Source organism: Phocaeicola faecium (assembly GCF_014837055.1).
GTDB classification, from domain to species: Bacteria; Bacteroidota; Bacteroidia; order Bacteroidales; family Bacteroidaceae; genus Phocaeicola; species Phocaeicola gallinarum.
On sequence record NZ_JACSPQ010000019.1, the window covers coordinates 146,191 to 165,908 of the forward strand.

21 protein-coding genes, 2 tRNA genes and 1 pseudogene are annotated in these 19,718 nt (G+C 43.1%); 10 read left to right on the top strand and 14 right to left on the bottom strand.

The features are described from left to right. Window positions 1-62: 62 nt before the first annotated feature. The 6 genes and pseudogenes from murI to H9626_RS12965 all read right to left on the bottom strand — a co-directional run bounded on the left by murI (window position 63) and on the right by H9626_RS12965 (window position 7,200). A complete protein-coding gene (gene murI / locus H9626_RS12940) occupies window positions 63-911 on the bottom strand; it encodes a glutamate racemase (protein ID WP_191710748.1) in 849 nt (282 codons plus the stop codon). A gap of 108 nt (window positions 912-1,019) precedes the next feature. Further along, window positions 1,020-1,586, bottom strand: coding sequence for an OmpH/Skp family outer membrane protein (locus H9626_RS12945; protein ID WP_178257229.1), 567 nt, complete (start codon window positions 1,584-1,586; stop codon window positions 1,020-1,022). Between the two features lie 116 nt (window positions 1,587-1,702). After that, window positions 1,703-2,218 (bottom strand): OmpH/Skp family outer membrane protein, encoded by a 516-nt coding sequence (locus tag H9626_RS12950; RefSeq protein WP_178257230.1) that lies wholly within the window; start codon window positions 2,216-2,218, stop codon window positions 1,703-1,705. A gap of 85 nt (window positions 2,219-2,303) precedes the next feature. Then, window positions 2,304-4,946, bottom strand: a complete 2,643-nt coding sequence (locus H9626_RS12955) for a BamA/OMP85 family outer membrane protein (protein WP_191710749.1) — start codon at window positions 4,944-4,946, stop codon at window positions 2,304-2,306. A gap of 15 nt (window positions 4,947-4,961) precedes the next feature. Continuing rightward, a pseudogene (locus H9626_RS12960) lies at window positions 4,962-5,699 on the bottom strand (isoprenyl transferase); the annotation flags it as partial. Between the two features lie 13 nt (window positions 5,700-5,712). Continuing rightward, window positions 5,713-7,200 (bottom strand): DUF6242 domain-containing protein, encoded by a 1,488-nt coding sequence (locus H9626_RS12965; protein WP_191710751.1) that lies wholly within the window; start codon window positions 7,198-7,200, stop codon window positions 5,713-5,715. A gap of 407 nt (window positions 7,201-7,607) precedes the next feature. Between H9626_RS12965 and H9626_RS12970 the strand changes: the two genes are divergently transcribed. After that, window positions 7,608-7,817 (top strand): hypothetical protein, encoded by a 210-nt coding sequence (locus tag H9626_RS12970; protein ID WP_225230997.1) that lies wholly within the window; start codon window positions 7,608-7,610, stop codon window positions 7,815-7,817. Here H9626_RS12970 and ribD read toward each other — a convergent pair. Next, window positions 7,805-8,839, bottom strand: coding sequence for a bifunctional diaminohydroxyphosphoribosylaminopyrimidine deaminase/5-amino-6-(5-phosphoribosylamino)uracil reductase RibD (ribD, locus tag H9626_RS12975; RefSeq protein ID WP_191710753.1), 1,035 nt, complete (start codon window positions 8,837-8,839; stop codon window positions 7,805-7,807). The two genes, H9626_RS12970 and ribD, sit on opposite strands and share 13 nt — an antisense overlap. 48 nt (window positions 8,840-8,887) lie before the next feature. Between ribD and prmC the strand changes: the two genes are divergently transcribed. The 8 genes from prmC to H9626_RS13015 all read left to right on the top strand — a co-directional run bounded on the left by prmC (window position 8,888) and on the right by H9626_RS13015 (window position 13,779). Continuing rightward, complete coding sequence (prmC, locus tag H9626_RS12980) at window positions 8,888-9,730, top strand: peptide chain release factor N(5)-glutamine methyltransferase (protein ID WP_191710754.1); 843 nt, start codon at window positions 8,888-8,890, stop codon at window positions 9,728-9,730. Beyond that, complete coding sequence (locus H9626_RS12985) at window positions 9,727-10,206, top strand: regulatory protein RecX (protein ID WP_191710755.1); 480 nt, start codon at window positions 9,727-9,729, stop codon at window positions 10,204-10,206. Before prmC ends, H9626_RS12985 begins: the two co-directional genes overlap by 4 nt. After that, complete coding sequence (locus tag H9626_RS12990; RefSeq protein ID WP_306666768.1) at window positions 10,184-10,891, top strand: ComF family protein; 708 nt, start codon at window positions 10,184-10,186, stop codon at window positions 10,889-10,891. The genes H9626_RS12985 and H9626_RS12990 overlap by 23 nt, the downstream gene beginning before the upstream one ends. 100 nt (window positions 10,892-10,991) lie before the next feature. Beyond that, the gene (gene pyrE, locus H9626_RS12995; protein ID WP_178257238.1) at window positions 10,992-11,627 is read left to right on the top strand and encodes an orotate phosphoribosyltransferase; all 636 of its coding nucleotides are present in this window, start codon (window positions 10,992-10,994) and stop codon (window positions 11,625-11,627) included. 98 nt (window positions 11,628-11,725) lie between these two features. After that, entirely contained in the window at window positions 11,726-12,154 is a 429-nt protein-coding gene (locus H9626_RS13000) for an SRPBCC family protein (protein ID WP_178257239.1), read from the top strand. Between the two features lie 33 nt (window positions 12,155-12,187). Next, on the top strand, window positions 12,188-13,528 hold the full coding sequence (argH, locus tag H9626_RS13005; protein WP_191710756.1) for an argininosuccinate lyase: 1,341 nt from the start codon (window positions 12,188-12,190) through the stop codon (window positions 13,526-13,528). Window positions 13,529-13,602: 74 nt separating this feature from the next. Beyond that, a tRNA-Gly gene (locus H9626_RS13010) sits at window positions 13,603-13,675 on the top strand. An 18-nt stretch (window positions 13,676-13,693) separates the two neighbouring features. Then, window positions 13,694-13,779 (top strand) — tRNA-Leu (locus tag H9626_RS13015). Between the two features lie 94 nt (window positions 13,780-13,873). On the opposite strand, the gene H9626_RS13020 is transcribed toward H9626_RS13015, so the two are convergent. The 7 genes from H9626_RS13020 to H9626_RS13050 form a co-directional block, all read right to left on the bottom strand. After that, window positions 13,874-14,362 carry a helix-turn-helix domain-containing protein gene (locus H9626_RS13020; RefSeq protein ID WP_191710757.1) on the bottom strand — a complete coding sequence of 163 codons (489 nt, stop codon included), beginning with the start codon at window positions 14,360-14,362 and terminating at the stop codon, window positions 13,874-13,876. Between the two features lie 80 nt (window positions 14,363-14,442). After that, the gene (locus H9626_RS13025; protein WP_191710758.1) at window positions 14,443-15,402 is read right to left on the bottom strand and encodes a hypothetical protein; all 960 of its coding nucleotides are present in this window, start codon (window positions 15,400-15,402) and stop codon (window positions 14,443-14,445) included. 60 nt (window positions 15,403-15,462) lie between these two features. Further along, window positions 15,463-15,936, bottom strand: coding sequence for a hypothetical protein (locus H9626_RS13030; RefSeq protein ID WP_191710759.1), 474 nt, complete (start codon window positions 15,934-15,936; stop codon window positions 15,463-15,465). A 16-nt stretch (window positions 15,937-15,952) separates the two neighbouring features. After that, window positions 15,953-16,264: a helix-turn-helix domain-containing protein gene (locus H9626_RS13035; protein WP_191710760.1), complete on the bottom strand. Its 312-nt coding sequence runs from the start codon at window positions 16,262-16,264 to the stop codon at window positions 15,953-15,955. A gap of 155 nt (window positions 16,265-16,419) precedes the next feature. After that, window positions 16,420-17,151 carry a hypothetical protein gene (locus H9626_RS13040; protein WP_191710761.1) on the bottom strand — a complete coding sequence of 244 codons (732 nt, stop codon included), beginning with the start codon at window positions 17,149-17,151 and terminating at the stop codon, window positions 16,420-16,422. Between the two features lie 111 nt (window positions 17,152-17,262). Then, window positions 17,263-17,859, bottom strand: a complete 597-nt coding sequence (locus H9626_RS13045) for an ORF6N domain-containing protein (RefSeq protein ID WP_191710762.1) — start codon at window positions 17,857-17,859, stop codon at window positions 17,263-17,265. Window positions 17,860-17,939: 80 nt separating this feature from the next. After that, window positions 17,940-18,323 (bottom strand): site-specific integrase, encoded by a 384-nt coding sequence (locus tag H9626_RS13050; RefSeq protein WP_191710763.1) that lies wholly within the window; start codon window positions 18,321-18,323, stop codon window positions 17,940-17,942. A 161-nt stretch (window positions 18,324-18,484) separates the two neighbouring features. On the opposite strand from H9626_RS13050, the gene H9626_RS13055 reads away from it, so the two are divergent. Continuing rightward, window positions 18,485-19,714 (top strand): phage integrase SAM-like domain-containing protein, encoded by a 1,230-nt coding sequence (locus H9626_RS13055; protein WP_191710764.1) that lies wholly within the window; start codon window positions 18,485-18,487, stop codon window positions 19,712-19,714. Window positions 19,715-19,718: the final 4 nt, after the last annotated feature.

The window sequence follows — 19,718 nt, forward strand, 5'->3', positions numbered from 1 at the left end:
GAAGACTGCCTTACGCTATGGGTAGAATTTTTTCAGCGTTTTTAGTGAGGTGGGGCAAGATTTTAGAAGGACTCTAAAGTTATGCTGCGCACGTGTACGTCCTGATGCAGAAAAAGTGAAGCCGATTCGCGGAATTTCTCTACTGACTCGGTTGTAAGAAACTCACAACGAGCATTTTTCAGACAGCATTCATCCATTTCAGGATGGCGGAAGAGGTAATCTTTTAAACTTCTGCTGACGTATTCTCCTTGTGTCACCAAGCGGATATGCGGCGGGGTAAATTGTCGTATCTTATTTAACAACAAAGGATAATGTGTACATCCCAAGATAATCGTATCAATTTCCGGGTCTTTGCATAACAGCGTATCAATGTATTTGCGTACAAAATAATCGGCTCCTTCAGAGTCGGCCTCGTTGTTTTCAACAAGTGGAACCCAAAGCGGACACGCCACTCCTGTTACCTTTATGTCGGGGAATAATTTGCGGATTTCGAGAGGATAAGACTCTGATTTGACCGTACCCGATGTGGCAAGTAAACCTACGTGGCGGGTATGGGTAATTTCGCCGATGCACTCCACCGTGGGTCGGATGACCCCCAATACACGCCGGGTAGGGTCGAGATAAGGCAAGTCATTTTGTTGGATGCTGCGTAAGGCTTTTGCCGAAGCGGTATTGCAAGCAAGAATTACCAGCGGGCAACCCAACTCGAATAACCTGCGAACGGCTTGGAGTGTGAATTCATAAACCACTTCGAACGAACGTGTACCGTAAGGAGTGCGGGCGTTATCTCCCAAGTAAAGATAATCGTACTGTGGGAGCAGTTCGCGGAATTTGCTGAGAATGGTAAGTCCGCCGTAACCGGAATCAAATACTCCGATGGGGCCTGCGGTTGGGATGGCTGAGAGAAGCATAGGAAACAATGAAAAAAAATCGGGCACAAATTACGTAAACCCTACCTGTTGGCAATGAAAGGCAGTAACGTTTCGCGTAATTTGTGCCCGAACCAGTTATAAAGATATTTATTGAGCCGGAGCGGTTGTTGAGCCTGCTGACGGAGTAGCCGGTACATACGGAGTAGCCGTCAAGCTGATTCCCAAGTTCGTTTTGATATCGTTTGTAATGTCTTTTGACTGAGCTTCGTCAACGTAAGGGATGTCGGTACGAGTCAAGTCGAAAGCATAGATATAGCCACCTGCTTTAGCTACCGTTTTGATAGCCTTGTCCAGTTTTTCATAAACCGGGTCTAACATTTTGGTATAAGCATTCTGCAATTCTTGTTGAGCTTGTTGCTGGAACTGCATACCTTTTTCGTTCAACTCTTGGAGTTCTTTCTGGCGGCGTTCCTGAATGTTTTGCGGTAACGTGCTTTGTTCTTTTTGATATTCGGCAAACTTCTTGCTGAATTCATCCGAAGCGCGTTTGATTTCTTCTTCGTATTGTTTTCTTAATGCTTCAATATCTGTTTGCGCTTTAGCAAACTCCGGCATTACTTGAATAATATCCATAGAACGGAAATGTGCAAATTTTTGTGCAAATACGCTCATCGGAGCGACCAGTAAAAGTAATAAGGCAATTTTCTTCAACATAATTATTGTTTTTAGTTATTTGTTTTTTTTAATTATTTCTTGTCTGAACCGAATGATTTTCAGGCTTTCGCTTAGCTGGCAAGTGCTTTTTGAAAACCACTTGCAAATGTATGAAATTAATTTGAATATCCTAATTTTGAGAGCACTTCATTGCTGATATCAATGCGTGGAGAAGCAAAAATCATGCTTTGTGCCGATGCGCGGTCGATAACTGCATCATATCCTTTCTGGGTAGCGATGGATTTGATGGCATTATAAATCGCGTCTTGTATCGGAGTTATCAGTTCTTGCTGCTTTTTCATCATTTCGCCTTCGGGTCCGAAATATTGTTTTCTCAGTTCGGCAGCTTCTTTCTCTTTGGCTATGATTGCTTCTTCTTTTGCTGTTTTCTGGGAGGCAGACAATGAGTTTGCATTTTTCTGATAATCTTCATACAGCGTTTTAGCTTCGTTTGCTTTTGCTTCTATCAAGTCTTGCCATTGTTCAGACAACGACTGCATTTGCTGGTTGGCTTGCTCGTATGCAGGTATTTGCTTTAAAATATATTCCATATCTACCAACGCAAATTTCTGTGCTTGAGCCGCAACGACACACGTTACAAACATCAGGGCTGAAAGAATTAATTTTTTCATAATCGTATTTAATTAAGAAAGAAGAATTAGGAACGAAAGGCAGGGTTTACCTGTCAGCCCATCCTTTCCTAATTCTTCTTCAAGTTTAAAATTCTTGTCCGATAATAAAGTGGAACTGGCTTCCGCTATATTGCATTGAACCCTTTATCTTGTCGAAACCGTATGCCCAGTCGATACCCATCATACCGATCATAGGCAGGAAGATACGTACACCCACGCCGGCTGAGCGTTTCAGCTTGAAGGGGTTGAAGTCGGATACATCGTGCCATGCGTTACCTGCTTCTACGAAACCGAGGGCATAGATGCTGGTGGAGTTTTCAAGCATCAACGGATAGCGCAACTCTGCACCCAAGCGTACGTAAGCATATCCTTCTCCTCCTCCATACTGGGTTAACGAACCGTTTTCGTAACCACGCAGAGCAATGGTTTCCGAAGCATAGTTGTAACTGTATCCGGTCATACCGTCACCTCCCACATAGAAGGTTTCGAACGGAGAGCGCTTGTGGCTGTTGAAGTGTCCTAAGATACCAAACTCGGTACGGGTCATGATAACCGGACATTTCTGAATATCCATCAGCGCCGTATAGGTCTTCATTCTGAATTTCCATTTATGGTACTCAATCCACTTATACATGCTGGCTGCCTCATCGTAGTTGTTTTGTCCGTAAGTAGCATAATCTTTGTTACTGAACAATGAGTAAGGCGGCGTAATCTGCAAAGACAGTGAGAAGTCGGAACCATAACGCGGGAATATCGGGTTATCGGTTGAGTTACGTGCCAGCGTCAGGTTCAAGCTCAGCAAGTTACTTGTACCCGTATTCATGTACTGACCGTTGTTCAGTCGGATGTACAGATAACTCCAATCTTTCATGATAAACCGCTGGTATGACAGCTCGGCAGACAACGTAAAGTAGTCGTCGGGCCAGCGCAAACGTTTACCCCAACCTACAGACAAACCGAATATTTTGATATAGCTATCCGGGTCGTAGTAAGATTCGTAATTATAATAGTTGTTATAACCATACATTCCATAACCATTATAAATATTCATATAGTTATTCATGAATGCTTGGTTATAGTATTGGTCGCTCACGTCGGTCTGTTTTGAGAAGAAAGCCGATACCGAGAATGAGTTCGGACGCTTACCGCCAAACCACGGGTCAAGGAACGAAACGCTGTACGATTGATAGTAACGTCCGTTGGTTTGTCCGCTGATGGTCAATGTTTGTCCGTCGCCTTGCGGCAGGATGCCTCGGTAGTTGTCATTCTTACGGAACAGGTTGGCGAACGAGAAGTTGGTAAACTTCAAACTCAGTTTACCGATGATACCCGTTTGTCCCCATCCGGCAGAGAATTCCACTTGGTCATTCGCTTTCGATTCCAATCCCCAGTTGATGTCTACCGTACCGTCTTGTACGTTCGGCTGTACATCGGGCTGGATATTTTCGGGATTGAAGTGTCCCATTTGGGCAATTTCACGGTAAGAACGTTCCAACGCCTCTTTACTGAACAAGTCGCCCGGTCGCGTACGGAGTTCACGGCGTACGATGTTTTCGTATAAGCGGTCGTTACCGTTGATGCGCACGTGGCTTATGCTTGCCTGCGGACCTTCGTAAATACGCATTTCCAAGTCGATAGAGTCGCCGTCAATGTTTACTTCCACAGGGTTCAGTGAGTAGAACACATAACCATGATTATAGTAGTCGTTACCGATAGCATCCTCATCGTTGGTGATACGGTCGTTCATCAACTTCTGGTTATATACATCACCTTTGCTCATGCGCAACTTCTGCGACAGCCAATCCGAAGGATATACCGTATTACCTACCCACGTAATGTCGCGGATATAATATTTCTGTCCTTCGTATATTTTCATGTAAACATTCACCGTCTTGTCATCGTATGGCGAAACACTGTCTACTACAATCTGCGCGTCGCGGTAACCCAATTCGTTATACTTTTCGATAATCTTCTGTTTATCTTCTTCGTAACGTTCTTCTATAAACTTCTTCGGGCGGAATAAATTAATCAATTTACCCTTTTCGTTTGTTTTCTTCATCACGCGCTTTAACTTCTTGTCCGTCAAAACAGCGTTGCCATCAATTGTAATTTGATGAACTTTCACTTTCGCTTTCTTATCAATGTTTACATCAACATACACCTGTTCCTTGTTGGCAGGGTCTTCACGCTCGATGATGTTTACTTCGGCATTCTTAAAGCCTTTCTCATCAAAGTGCTTTTTGATAAGAATCTTCGCACGGTCTATCAAGTTAGGTGTTACTTGCGTACCCTTCGCCATTCCTAACTTAGCCTGTAGGTCTTCGCGTTCGCTCTTTTTCACACCGTGAATTACGATATCAGTAATACGCGGACGCTGGGTAAGCTGGATGGAGAGATAAATTTTGTTTCCTATAATTTTATCCGCCATAATTTTAACGTCGGAGAACAGACCATGACGCCAATAGCGCTTCAGTGCGGCAGTAATATCATCGCCGGGGATAGAAATGGTTTGTCCCACCGCCAAGCCCGAAATACCTATCAAGACATAATCTTCATAGTTCTTTACACCGCTTACTTTGATGTCGGCTATTTCGTATTGCTTCGGCGTTCCGTTATATAGGATAGTCGGATTATAAATAGTATCGTTTAAAGCCTCTTGTGCTTCCATCCGCGAAACGGACAAGCAGCAGGCCATAATCAACAGGATAAGTGGAAAACGGTATCGCATTGTTCTTTTCTTAACTTATATTTGTTCACTGGTTTTACCGAATCGGCGTTCTCTCTTTTGATAATCACTAATGGCTTTACGTAACTCAGCCTCTTTAAAATCGGGCCAAAAAGTATCACAGAAGTAAAGCTCGGAATAAGCGCACTGCCAAAGCAGGTAATTGCTCAAGCGTATTTCCCCACCCGTACGGATTAACAAGTCCGGGTCGGGCATATAGTTGGTTGCCAAATGGCTGTCAATTGTTTTGTCAGTTATATCTTGTGGCTTTAATTTTCCTTCTGCCACATCTTTAGCTATCAGTTTCACGGCTTCGGTGATTTCCCATTTCGAGGAATAACTCAACGCAAGAGTGAGACACATTCCCGTATTGGCCGCCGTACGTTCTATACACCGGTTCAAGCGGTTTAATACGTCTTCCGGCAGTTTGTCTGTATCGCCGATGATACGGAAGCTGATATTGTTTTTCATAAAAGTTTCTTCCTCGATGGAGTCCATAAGCAAACTCATCAATGCTGCTACTTCGTCTACCGGACGATTCCAATTCTCCGTCGAGAACGTGTAAAGCGTAAGAAATTTTACGCCTAACCGTGCAGATTCTTCAGCTATGACATGCACCGTCTCGGCACCCGCCTGATGACCAAACGTACGGGCGTGACCGCGTTGCTTTGCCCAGCGTCCGTTACCATCCATAATGATGGCTATGTGGGCTGGAATGCGGTTCATGTCTATCATTTCTTTATCACACATGTTCTCTTTCCTTCTTTTATTACCATTGTTTGGGCTTAAAGCTCAAACGGTTGATGTAACCGCGACTCATGCTTCCGTCTCTCCATACCACCCAAATGCAGCTGGGGTTCAAGGCTCCTTCTGCATTCAGCTCTTGTTCCGGCGTACTGACGGTGCAAGAATATTCACTTTCAGAGTTCTGATAATAAGTAGCAAACGATTCGGTAATCAGGTTTGTTTCGGTATCATCGGCATAAATCGTTTCTTGTGGGAATACCACTTTGGTTAGCATCGGTTCCCATGTCAGTCCGTTATCCTCCGATGAATAGAAATATTGGAATGGAACGGTAAGGGTAGTACCCGAAGCCTTGCTTGCACCGCCGAATGCATAAAGTTTGCCGTCGTAAGTTATCATGGAAATATTTTCAAGATAGGGTACAGGCAGGTTTGAGGTATTGATTTTTACCCACGGTTCGTTTGTCAGGCGCGTATAAATCGGGACAATCGTATCGTTTCCTGTCTGGTTGTCTATCATCAATGTAGTGCGATGTATCTGGTCGTTATATGACAGCGCTACGGTTGATGAGAAGTTTGCTCCTTCTTCGAAGGTTACTGATTGAGTATCCTCACTCCATGTTCCGTCGGCGAGATTTATCTTGCCGTTGGTATTTCCGGCACAAGCATATAATACAGCTCCTGAGCTTTCTGTCGCTCCTGCCAACAAGCGTGTAACAGTTATATCTGTTGTTACTGTTTCAATATTCATGTCGGAAGGATTCAAGCGATACAGTTGGTTAGCTGTGGTCAGGAAATAGATATAACCTTCACACGTTACGGCAGAGTTCGGTTTTATATCCGACGGGATGCCGGATACTGTACTCCATCCGTCAGGGGTATAAGAACTCACATCGGTATATTGCATGAGTGTTGTTCCGTTATGTGTTCCGATCACAAAAACCTTTCCGTCGGCATATAAAGCCTGCTGGCCGGTTAAGTTTCCGCCATCGAACGACTGTGAGAAATTCCTCCAAACCAATGTGTCCGGGTCTAATTGGTGTACATTTACTTTTACCGTATACGGATATCCTTTTATCACGCTGTTTTCGCTGTATGTATAAACCCTGAATTTTACGGGATTCGTAAAGTCGATAGAGTCTGTACTTGTCCACACGGTATCTTCACCGTTTTTCTCGTACGCCAAGAAGCCGTAACCGCCATCATAACTTATGGTAGTGGTAACCTTGTCGGTGTGTGTACCCACAGGCAACGAGTCTTTATTTTCGATGATACGGCTTGTCTGGTCAATCGTAAACGGATAGTCCGCAAAGCTTATCGTATCAACAAAAGCACTGTCTTTGCCTTCCGAGTCTATCCCCACGCGGTCAATGTGTAATGTTCCTACGGCAAAGCTCGTAATACTACTCTCTAAGGTATAATCGATAACCACCTCATTGCTATCCAAACATGATACAAGTGAGGGAGTTGTCATCAATAAAGCCGCTATCAGCGGCAGATACTTTATTTTCATTTGCAAATCAGTCCTTTTGTTACAAGTTGCAAAAGTAGAAAGTTTTTTTTCGTTATGATACTTTTAATGGAAGTTTTATATAAAATTATGGATAAACATCGCTTTTTTATCTGCAAAACAGGATTATTTTTCCCGAATTTAGCGGAAAAAACTATTTCTTAGGGCTTGTTAAGAGCCTGTTTAAATTTTCCAATAAGTTGTTTTTACCAGCTTCCCTTTGAGTTTGTTTCCGGTCTGTTTCCCCGTTTTTACTTGTCAGATAGCCCGCTATCCTCCTCATCACACAATCGGAAATGCCTCAAAAACTCATTCCAAATCATCGCACGATAAATTCAAAACAGTTTCTAAAGCCGAGCAAAATTTAAACAAACTCTAAAATTATGTTTAACCTCGGTTCCTCAAAAGGGATGGATGAAATTTCCTTTCTTGAAAATTCAAACAGACCCTCTGCAAAGGGCGTGTTTTGGCATGATTTGAGCCTGAAAATTCTACCTGAAAGACAGGCAAGCCTTCCGAATAGAAATGGTGAACTTATCCGCATGGAATACTCCACGCTTGCGGTTGCGTTTTTCGGTGCATTTCGGCAGGAAATTTCCTGCCTGTTTTACCGTACATAATGAGAAACCGTAACTCCATCACGCAGCTCATACTCAGCCTTATATCCGGCAGGTACTTGAGGCGCTTTTACTCCGTCCCCTAAAACGCTTTGGGCATGTTCGATATAAATCTCGTCCCACAGTCCGGCATCGATGAATGACTGTGAGAGCGAAGCTCCTCCTTCTACCAGCAACGACTGTATGTTGTTCCGGAAAAGTTTATCCATGATTTGAGGCAAGATGTCACTATGGAAATCTAATGCCACGCACGAAACGTTCTTGCCCATCGGTTTCGGCTGTTCAGTGAAAACGATGGTAGGATTGCTGCCGTCGAACAGGTGGAGTGACGGGGGCAATGACAAATTGCGGTCGATTACCAAGCGAAGCGGGTTTTTGCCGTACCAATGGCGGACCGTAAGCGAAGGATTGTCGAGCAATGCCGTTCGTCTGCCTACCAAAATGGCCTGATGTTCGGCACGTTGCTTGTGTACGTAAGCCAAATTGAGCGGTGTAGACAGAATTACCGGACTTCCGTTTTCACGTATCGTGTCAATAAACCCGTCGGCAGATTGTGCCCATTTCAGCGTGATGTACGGACGTTTTTGGGTGTTAAACGTAATGAAACGCCGAATCAGCCGCCGGCATTCCGCCTCTAAAACGCCTACCGTCACATCGATGCCGGCGTTGCGCAATTTTTGGATTCCGCGACCGGATACTTGTGAAAAAGGGTCGATACACCCTACCACCACACGGGGAATCCCCTTGCTGATAATCAAGTCGGCACACGGAGGCGTTTTCCCGTAGTGCGAACAAGGTTCGAGGCTTACATAAAGCGTCGATTTTTTCAGCAGCTGTTCATCGCTGACCGAACGAATGGCATTTACCTCTGCGTGTGCCTCTCCGCAGCGGGCATGATACCCCTCACCGATAATCTTGTCGCGATATACGATAACTGCTCCCACCATCGGGTTCGGAGCCGCGTTTATCATCCCGTTTTGTGCCAGTTGTATGCATCTGCGGATATATTTTTCGTCTGTTGTCATGAGGTTATATGTTTTTATGCTTACTTTTGTACATTATTATTTTTATGTATGAATCCCCTTTATATCTATATAAAGCAAAAACTTATTGCCGCTTCGTATGCCGAAACAGAAGCGTCTGCCCTTGCCCGATGGATACTGGAAGAGGAATTCGGCTTTTCTACGCTCGAACTTTATGCCGGCAAAGATACTGATTTTCCGATGGAAAAGCGTAACCGTTTAAACGATATTCTTGTCCGGCTTGCTCGCTTTGAACCTATACAATATATAATAGGGAAAACGGAGTTTTGCGGGCTGACGCTGAAAGTTTCTTCCGATGTACTTATACCGCGACCGGAAACGGCCGAGTTGGTAGACTGGATTGTGTCCGACTGTCCGCAGTCGGGCTTGCGCGTGCTCGATATCGGTACAGGGAGCGGATGTATAGCCATTACGTTGGCGGAACGTATGGTTGAAGCCGAAGTCTCGGCATGGGACATCTCGGAAAAAGCATTGGCGGTAGCGCGCGAAAACGCTCTGCGTAACAACGTCCGCATCGCATTTTCCTGCATGGATGTATTCAACGAGCCGACTGGCACCTCCGTATTTGACATTATCGTCAGCAATCCGCCCTATATCACCGAAAGCGAACGCGCGGAGATGGAGCGAAACGTATTAGATTACGAACCTGAAACCGCATTGTTTGTGCCCGACACAGACCCGCTGCGTTTTTACCGCCGCATTGCCCACATCGGCAATCAAATGCTGAAACCCGGAGGCAAATTGTTTTTCGAGATAAATCGCGCATACGGGAGTGAAACCGCCGCTATGCTGAAATACGGAGGGTATAGCCAAGTAGAAGTGCGTTCAGACTCGTATGGTAATGCCCGCATGATTAAAGCGATAAAAAGATGAAAGAATATACCGAAAAAGAATTAAATCTGAAAGCAGAAGCCCTCTGCTCGGCGGCAGAGCGTTGCCCCGCAGACGTGGAAGCCAAGCTGAAACAGTGGGGAGCCGACGAAGAAGTGCAGGCACGCATCATGGCGCATCTGTTTAACGAACGCTATCTGGATTCCACCCGCTTCTGCCGTTTTTTTGTAAGAGACAAATATCGCTTCAACCAATGGGGGCGGATGAAAATCGTGCAGGCACTCCGGATGAAACATCTTTCAACCGACGAAATAGCTGCCGGGCTGGAAGAGATAGACGAAGAAGAATATACGGACATATTGAAACGCCTTTTAAAGCAGAAAGCAAAATCGGTAAAAGGAAATACCGAGTACGAGCGGAACACAAAACTGATTCGTTTCGCCATAGGCAGAGGATTTACGCCCGAGGAAGTGATGCGCCAAATCAAACAACCCGATGCGGATGATTACGGTTTCTGATTTGCGCGACTTTTTCTTTCCCCGTTGGTGCCCGGCATGTGGAGCAAAACTGTTGCATGTGGAAAATCCCCTCTGCCTCGGTTGCATGGCAGGATTACCGAAAGTACATTTGGGAAATACGCCGGGAAATGAAATGGAACAAATGTTTTGGGGAATTATTCCGATCGAACGCGCTTCTACGCTGTATTTATATACTAAAGGTGGCGGGGTGGCACAGATTCTTTACGCCATGAAGTATCATGGACGGAAAGATATTTGCCGGCAGATGGGGATGCTGCTTGCCGACGAGCTGTTTCCATCGGGATTTTTTCACGGCATTGACGGACTTGTGCCCGTTCCTTTACATCCCAAGCGTTTGCGCAAGCGCGGTTATAACCAAAGCGAACAGTTTGCGCAGGGCATATCGGCACGGACCGATATTCCGGTGTACCCGCATGTCATCTCCCGCGTACACAACAACCAGACACAGACGCATAAATCCGTTTATGAGCGTTGGATAAATACAGAAACCTTGTTTCGAACCACTCCGGAAACTCTCCGGCTGGCAGGCAAGCACTTGCTGCTGGTCGACGATGTGTTGACTACCGGAGCCACTCTCTCCGCCTGTGCCGAGGCACTGCTGAAAAGCGTCGACGTCCGTATCAGCATCCTTACACTGGCTTGGGCAAAACTTAATGCCTTTTAAAATCTCACCCCACTGCATAAAAATAAATGCAGGTAAATTTTCTATTCCCGTGGGATTTCCATACTTTTGCAGAAACATTTATCAGATATACAGTTAGGTTATGAAAGCATTGGAAAGATTATTCGCAGAAAAATTGCTGAAAGTAAAAGCGGTTAAAATCCAGCCGGCAAATCCTTTTACATGGGCTTCGGGTTGGAAATCACCCATTTATTGTGACAACCGTAAGACTCTCTCTTATCCGGCTCTTCGCAATTTCGTGAAATTGGAAATTTGCCGTACTATCCTTGAGAAGTTCGGAGATGTAGACGCTATTGCAGGCGTGGCAACGGGAGCTATCGCACAAGGTGCATTGGTAGCAGAAGAGTTGAACCTCCCGTTTGTTTACGTTCGTTCAAGTCCGAAAGACCACGGATTGGAAAACCTGATTGAAGGAGAACTCCGTCCGGGTATGAAAGTGGTAGTTATCGAAGACTTGATTTCTACGGGTGGAAGCAGCCTGAAAGCTGTCGAAGCAATTCGTCGCGACGGATGCGAAGTTATCGGCATGATTGCATCGTTTACTTATGGTTTCGATGTATCGGCAGAAGCCTTTAAGAGCGCTAAGGTAGAGCTGGTTACATTAACTAACTACAATGCCGTTCTGGAGGCTGCCCTGAAAACGGATTACATCAACGAAGAAGATATTCCGGTTTTGCAGGCATGGAGAAAGGATCCGGCTCACTGGACAGGAAAATAATTTTATATATTTAAAGCTAGAAAGCACGGAGGCGCGATTTTTGTTGAAAAAACGCAGCCTCCGTGCTTTTATGTAAAACCCCTAACCCTAAAAAATCAATGGCTATACAATTTGAAAGTAACGTAAAGCATATCTCTTACAGTCAGGAGCGAGTATATGGCGTGTTGTCAGACTTGAACAACATGGAGCGGATGCGCGATAAGCTGGATGAAATGAAAAGCAAACTCGAAGGCAAGATAGAGGATATGTCTTTCGATCGTGACTCGCTGTCTATCAAAGTACAAGGAATCAACCTTACGCTTCGCATCATAGAGCGTGAGCCGATGAAATGTATCAAGTTTGAGGGAGATAAAACTCCTATTCCGATGAACTTGTGGATTCAAATACTGCCCGTATCGGAAGAAGAATCGAAAATAAAAGTAACAATACGCGCCGAAGTTAATATGTTTATGAAAGCAATGGTATCGAAACCCTTGCAGGAAGGAGTGGAAAAACTGGCAGAAACGCTGGCGCGTATACCTTATTAATAACTAAATCTCGTCAATTAAAGAAGGATTACAATGGCTCAGAAACTTTGGGAAAAAAGCGTACAAGTAAACGCAGAAATCGACCGTTTCACGGTAGGACACGACAGGGAAATGGACCTCTATCTGGCTAAATACGATGTATTGGGCTCTATGGCTCACATAACGATGCTTGAGAGCATTGGACTGCTTACCTCTGAGGAATTAAAGACATTGCTGGAAGAATTGAAACATATTTATGAAACGGCAGAAAAAGGGGAGTTTGTCATTGAAGATGGTATAGAAGATGTACACTCGCAGGTAGAGTTGATGCTGACACGCAGGTTAGGGGATGTGGGTAAGAAAATTCACAGTGGGCGTTCGCGAAATGACCAAGTATTGGTTGATTTGAAACTTTTCACTCGCGCCCGCATCAAAGAAATAGCCGAAGCTGCTGAAGACCTTTTTCATGTGCTGATAGCTCAAAGTAACCGATACAAAGATGTTCTGATGCCCGGCTATACACATTTGCAGATAGCGATGCCCTCCTCATTTGGCTTGTGGTTCGGAGCCTATGCCGAAAGTTTGGTTGACGACATGATGTTTTTGCAGGCAGCTTATAAAGTTTGCAACCGTAATCCGCTTGGCTCCGCTGCCGGATACGGTTCATCATTTCCTCTGAACCGTGAAATGACTACCCGTCTGTTAGGCTTCGACTCAATGGACTACAACGTGGTTTACGCACAGATGGGACGCGGAAAAATGGAACGTAATGTAGCCTTTGCGCTGGCATCTATCGCCGGAACGCTCTCAAAGTTGGCATTCGATGCCTGTATGTTCAGTTGCCAGAACTTCGGTTTCGTAAAACTTCCGGACGAATGTACCACTGGTTCCAGTATTATGCCTCATAAGAAAAATCCCGATGTGTTTGAGTTGACTCGTGCTAAATGTAACAAAATCCAAGCACTGCCCCAACAGATCATGATGATTATGAATAATCTTCCTTCCGGATATTTTCGCGATTTGCAGATTATTAAAGAGGTATTCTTGCCTGTATTCGATGAACTGAAAGATTGTCTGCAAATGGCGGCATACATCATCGACAAGATAAAAATAAATGAACACATCCTTGACGACGACAAATACCTTTATATGTTTAGCGTGGAAGAAGTCAATCGTTTGGCCAACGAAGGAATGCCTTTCCGCGATGCGTATAAGAAGGTAGGATTAGATATTGAGAAAGGAAACTTTACACATGATAAGCAGGTACATCACACACATGAGGGCAGTATCGGCAATTTGTGTAACGACCGGATTACAGATTTAATGAGTCAGGTAATGGCAGGATTTAATTTCTCGGTTGCCGAAGCCGCAGAGAAATCATTATTAAATCGCTAATGGAATTTTTTTTAAAATAAACGGTGTAAATGTTTGGATGATATAATAAATCTCCCTACATTTGCACCCGAAACGCGGAAATAGCTCAGTTGGTAGAGCATAACCTTGCCAAGGTTAGGGTCGCGAGTTCGAGTCTCGTTTTCCGCTCTATATCTTTGAAAGGCTGCTCGAATGGTGGAATCGGTAGACACGAGGGACTTAAAATCCCTTGGCCAGTAATGGCTGTGCGGGTTCAAGTCCCGCTTCGAGTACTTGTGTAAATGAATAATCCCTTGTAAATTAATAACTTACAAGGGATTTTGTTTTATCTACTGAAACATTACTGAAACTTTTTGCTTTTACCTTTCATTTCAGCCCATTTTCAGCTAACAACTTTTGGTATTTCCTTTCATCGAAAACCTCTTTTTCTGCTTCCCAATCTTGAAATATACTTTCGGTTCTTGTGGCTTCTTTCTTTAAAAGTTCTCTTGCATCTGTATTGCCTACTGGATTGTTTTCTACTTTGGCAATTATCCACATTGCAGTTTTTAGCCTGATAGATTCATTTTCTGATGTCAAACATCCTTTCACTGCTTCCAGTGCATCTTTGTATAAACTTAGCAATCCATTTTTAAGGGTGTCTTTGGCTTCTTTCCTTTGGAAGTTGAAAAAGCACTGGAAAGTTATTTTCTGTTGCCATTGGTAAATGGTACTTCTGTTCAAGTTGAGTTTCTCCGATACTGAAGTAATGTTTTCCCCTGAAGCTAACATAATAGCTGCTTGTTCCTGAATAGGTGTCAATCCTGATTCAAGTGTAGTTTCTGTTGGATTTTGTTGCTTTTTGTCTGTTGCCATATTCAAATATACATTTTATTCCTGAAATCTGTCAGCATATAAATTCTTATGCTTTTTGATAATAATAAAGAGGGTTGAGGCTATTCTGCTTTTAATGCCTTTTCCAATTTTTCCGATAAATCCCATTCACTTTCGGGGGATTCCTGAAGTTTATCGAACAATGACTTTATTTGCCTTTTTCGACTGTCTTTATCCGCTTTGGAAAGTACACCTTCAGGGATAGCATTAATCTTATCATATAGCATCTTCTTTACTTCCTGAAGGTTTTCCCCTGCATTTATTTGAGCTTCTGCCAGTGCCAGCATTACAATATCAGCACTGCTTAAATCTTTCTTGTTTGTCGGTGTAATCAGTGATTTCATAGGAATTAATCTTTTATATTGTACATACAAATCTTCTTTAAACACATTTTCCCAATAAGGCTTCATCAAGTCTGCCAATAAAAGCCCTTTACCATGATTCAGTATTTCGGGTTTCAGGTAGTGGGCTTCCCATTTTAGGAACCCCCTTTCAGGATTCCAGCCTGATTCTTTCAGTATCTCTTTTCTTTGAAGTCCTTGCTTCTTCTTGATATTTTGGGCTGCATCATACATTTTATTGCAAACATTCTTATCTTCCCACCATCTGAAATTCCCTTTGTCTTTGGGTTTCTCATTCAGGGTTAGTTTCTCTGAAGGTATTGAGGAATGTCTTTTTATATATTCTTTCGGCTTTTTCGGAACTTGCATAATCACACCATACTCAAAGGTTTCTATCATTGCATCCCATATCGAAATATGAAGTATCTTAATTATGTGGTCTATTGCAGCTACAAAGCCTTTTTTGTCGTATGTGAAGTTGTGTCCTAGCCAATAGTACATGATACTGCCCTGAAGCCTCATCCAGTTCAAAGAAGGATTATACCATATTTCCAGTTTTTCGCATCCCTGAAGCCAGTATTTTTGCCAGCCTGAAGAATATTCGGCTTCCAGTCGGCAATGTCCGAGAAAAAGCCTATCTTTGTCAGACAAATGTTTGGTTGCTTGTATATAGTCAATCATTCATTTAATATCCTTTGAGGGTGTAGGCTGTGAAGTCCGCACCCTCTGTTATTTATATGGTTATTCTCTCAAATGATTGTTTGCATATTCCATAGCTTCCAACAAGTTGTCAGGATTCCCCATGCCTATAAAGTGGAATATCTTTATACTTATCCAGTTGTCAGGTGTATAGAAAATAAGCAAGTCTCCAGTATCTTCCACTTTCCCCTCTTGATTGGTTACTCCGATTGTGCCATAACCGATAAACAATGGGTATTCTTCTACTTTCCATATTTGGGTACGGCAAACATAAGGTTTGTATTCCTTGTATCTTGAAACTTCCTTTTGGGTGAAGCTGCCTATCATTTGCCCTACAATAGGGTGTAAAAGGTTTCTTCCTTTCCTGCTTACTTTAGTCAATTCATTATCCTTACTTATGCTCAATCTATTAGGAAGTTCGGAAAATCCTTCACTCCAGTAATAACTGCCTTTTGTCCCTTCTTTCAGTGTGTATGTCGCCACTTGGAAGTTTGCTCTTATAAATTCCTCATTCATAAAATATCCTCCCTTATTATCTTGATTGGATATAATGTGATTCCATGAAGGCTTCCAAATCCGCCCTTTTCACATAGATTTTTCTTCCGAACTGACTGAAGGGGATTCTTCTTTCATCCCGATAGGTTTGCCATGTCTTAGGAGATACACCCAGCATTTTTCTTGCTTGTGTGCTTTCTATCCATTGGTTGTTTACTTCTTCTTCAGATTTTTTTTGAAGTATATTCTTCAGTTCCTGAATTTCTGCCACTACCCCTTCCCATGCTGTTTTAGGAAGTACCACCATTGCCAAACTTTCGGCTGCTGTTTGTGTTGTAATATTTCCCATTGCTTTTAATATATCAGGCTTCCCAGTCAGAAACATTCTTTCTTTTGTCCTGATTGCAAAAGCAAAGGTATTAGGTTTCTTTCGGTGAAATGGAGAAAAATAAAAGGGTAAAATTTCAGTGTTAAAACCTACTTTTTTACCCTTAAACTCTACTATTATTCTGTTTTGCCCGATTGTGTCAAATAGGCATTAATCCAATTCCTGATATTTTGATATTTTTCTTTGCCGATTGTTCCTGAAAAGCCTTTTCCTATGTCATTTACTTTTCCTCTTATAACCAAAATATCATATATAAAAGAATAATCTTTTGTTTTATTATTTCCTAATATACCTTGTAATTTCAATGCTTTATAGAAAGAATAACAAGTTCTTCCTATTTTACCATTTTGAGTTAGTTTGGGTTGATTACTTTCCTTTTCCTTCTCATATTCAATAATATTATTTAATTCCTCATCTGTATAAGGCTCTGTAAAGAAACTATCTTCTTCTATTTCATAACAAGGTGCAATTCCTTTGTAGTATTTTATAGGCTCTTTAAAGTTCCAGTTAAATTCAAATTGATATAATCCATCTTGGTTTTTCTCTAATATTGTGTTTAAGAGTTGTTCTAAATAGAACAAAGTGTATTTGTCATTGAGGTTAAAAGATAGATTACTCCCTTTAACCTGCCCTTTATATGGATTTTGGATTGTACTTGATATTTTCAAGGAGCTTCCCTTACAACTTCTTAGGAATTTTATAAGTTCGGCTATTTGTCTATTATTTCCTTCAGGGATATAATTTTCTATATCATCAATAGGACTATAAAAAGATAAAACTTTATTTACTACTTCAGATATGGTATATCCGTAATATTCTGTTAATTTTTTAATCTGTTCATCATTCATATCAATATCCTTTCTGCTTTATATTAGTTTCACCCTTGCCGTAATCTTGTCCTATTTTAGTGCGAAGCATATAAATTCTTATGCTTTTTGCACATAATAAAGAGGGTCAGACTATTCTTCATTTTCAGTTCTCCTTTCCTGAATAGCCTTATATCCGATAGGGTTTTGAGGTTTAGAGATTTTCTTTTGCTTTGCTGCTAATTGTGACAAAGCCAAATAAATATCATCCAGTTCTTTTCGGGTATCTTCGGATAAATCACTGATTGCAGCCATAGTTTCTTCACTTACTTCTTCCAGTTCCTTCATTCGGGCTTTCAGTTCTTCCAGTTCCTTGTTATTGCTTACTTGTGGCAAACCTTGTCTGATAGCTACAAAAGCCCTCATAATTGAGATATTTACATTAATAGCTATATCACTATTTAAAACACCTGAAAGCATTGCCAGCCCTTGTTCTGTGAAAGCATAGGGCAAATACTTTGTATGTTCCCCTCTGCCTTTCTTTATGATTCCATTTTGGAATCTTAAAGCCTTCCATTCTTCTGTTGTCAGTTGAAACATAAAATCAGGTGGAAATCTTTTGATGTTTCTTTTTACTGCTTTATTAAGGTTTCCAGTAGTTACTTGATAAAGTTCTGCTAAATCCTTATCCAGCATTACTTTAGTTCCTCTTACTTCGTAAATTTTACTTTGAATGATTGCTATTTCCATATTTACTTTTCTTTTATGCTCACAAATTGTGATGTTGAAAGATTAAATTATTGTTTAGGATTCCATTTTGTGATTTCAAGTTATCTGTTCACTTTAGCCAATAATGAAGCAAGTGCTTCAGGGTTGAGGCTCTGAAGTTGTTTCAAAAGGCTGTTTTCATCTATCCTTGTGTTGTTTTGAAAAACTTGCTTCATGGTTGCATCCTGACTTGTAGTGTCAAATTTGGAAAGATAGCTTTCTGTTATTTTCAGGCTTGAATGTCCTAAAGCCTTGCTGATGTCGTACACATTGGCTTTCTTTTGTCGTGCTATGTTGGCAAAGGAATGTCGGGCTATGTGGAACAGAACCCACAAAGCAGCCGTTGGCAAACAAGTAACGATAAAACGCAACCCGTTTGAAATGAACGGTTTTTCATTATTCTGCCAAATGCCGGAAACGCAACGGAGTGCGGAATATTGAGCCATTTCAGTTACCAAGCCGTTACTGTCAGTTACCGAAGCAAGGACAGGTAACGCACGGAAAATGAAATTGTTGTACGCCCGTGCCGATTGCGCTGATACGCACCGTTCTGCAAATCAATGGACGCTTACTCATAAGTTAATTTTGCAATAAAAACAGTAAGCGTATGAAAGTAGAAAAATTCAAGGTGCTGCTCTACCTAAAAAAGAGCGGAACGGACAAGTCGGGCAAAGCCCCGATAATGGGTCGTATCACAGTGAACCGTACGATGGCGCAGTTCGGATGCAAGCTGTCGTGCAGGCCGGATTTGTGGAACGCGCGAGAAAGCCGTCTGGACGGCAAGAGCCGCGAGGCGGTGGAAACCAACGCAAAACTGGACAAGCTGCTGCTTGCGGTCAATGCGGCGTTCGACATGCTGGTGGAGCGCGGACAGGACTTTGACGCCACGGCGGTCAAGGACTTGTTTCAAGGCAGCATGGAAACGCAGATGACCCTGCTGAGGATGACCGACCGTATCTGCGAGGACTTGAAGGCGCGTATCGGGATAGACCGTGCTAAAGGCACTTACCCCGGCTATTACTACATGAGAAAGACGTTGGGCGAGTTCATCCCGTGGCAGTTCAAGACGAAGGACATCGCTTTCGGGCAGCTTACCGAACAGTTCATCCACGATTACCAGAACTATGTGATGGACGTGAAAGGCTTGGCGGTGGACACGGTGCGCCATTACCTCGCCATCCTGAAAAAGGTATGCCGCATAGCCTACAAGGAGGGATATGCCGAAAGATGCCATTTCGCCAATTTCACCCTGCCTCAAAAGACAGAGCAGACACCGAGGGCGTTGAGCCGAGAGGACTTCGAGAAAATCCGTGATGTGGAGATACCCGCATGGCGCACCACACATATACTCGTCCGCGACCTTTTCCTGTTTGCCTGCTATACGGGAACCGCCTATGCGGATGTGGTGAGCGTCACCCGTGAGAACCTCTACACGGACGACGATGGGAGCCTCTGGCTGAAATATCGCCGCAAGAAGAACGAGCTTCGGGCAAGCGTGAAGTTGCTGCCCGAAGCACTCGCCCTAATAGAGAAATACCATGACGACAACCGCCCGACGCTGTTCCCGATAATATACCATCCAAACCTCCGCCGACACATGAAATCGCTCGCCGTTCTTGCAGGGGTGAGCAGTACCTTGTGCTATCATCAGGCACGTCACTCGTTCGCCTCGCTGATTACGCTGGAAGCCGGAGTGCCGATTGAAACCATCAGCCGGATGCTGGGCCATTCCGACATCCAGACTACGCAGGTCTATGCCCGTGTCACCCCGAAGAAGCTCTTTGAGGACATGGACAAATATATAGAGGCGACCAAGGACTTGAAACTTGTTTTGTAAACAA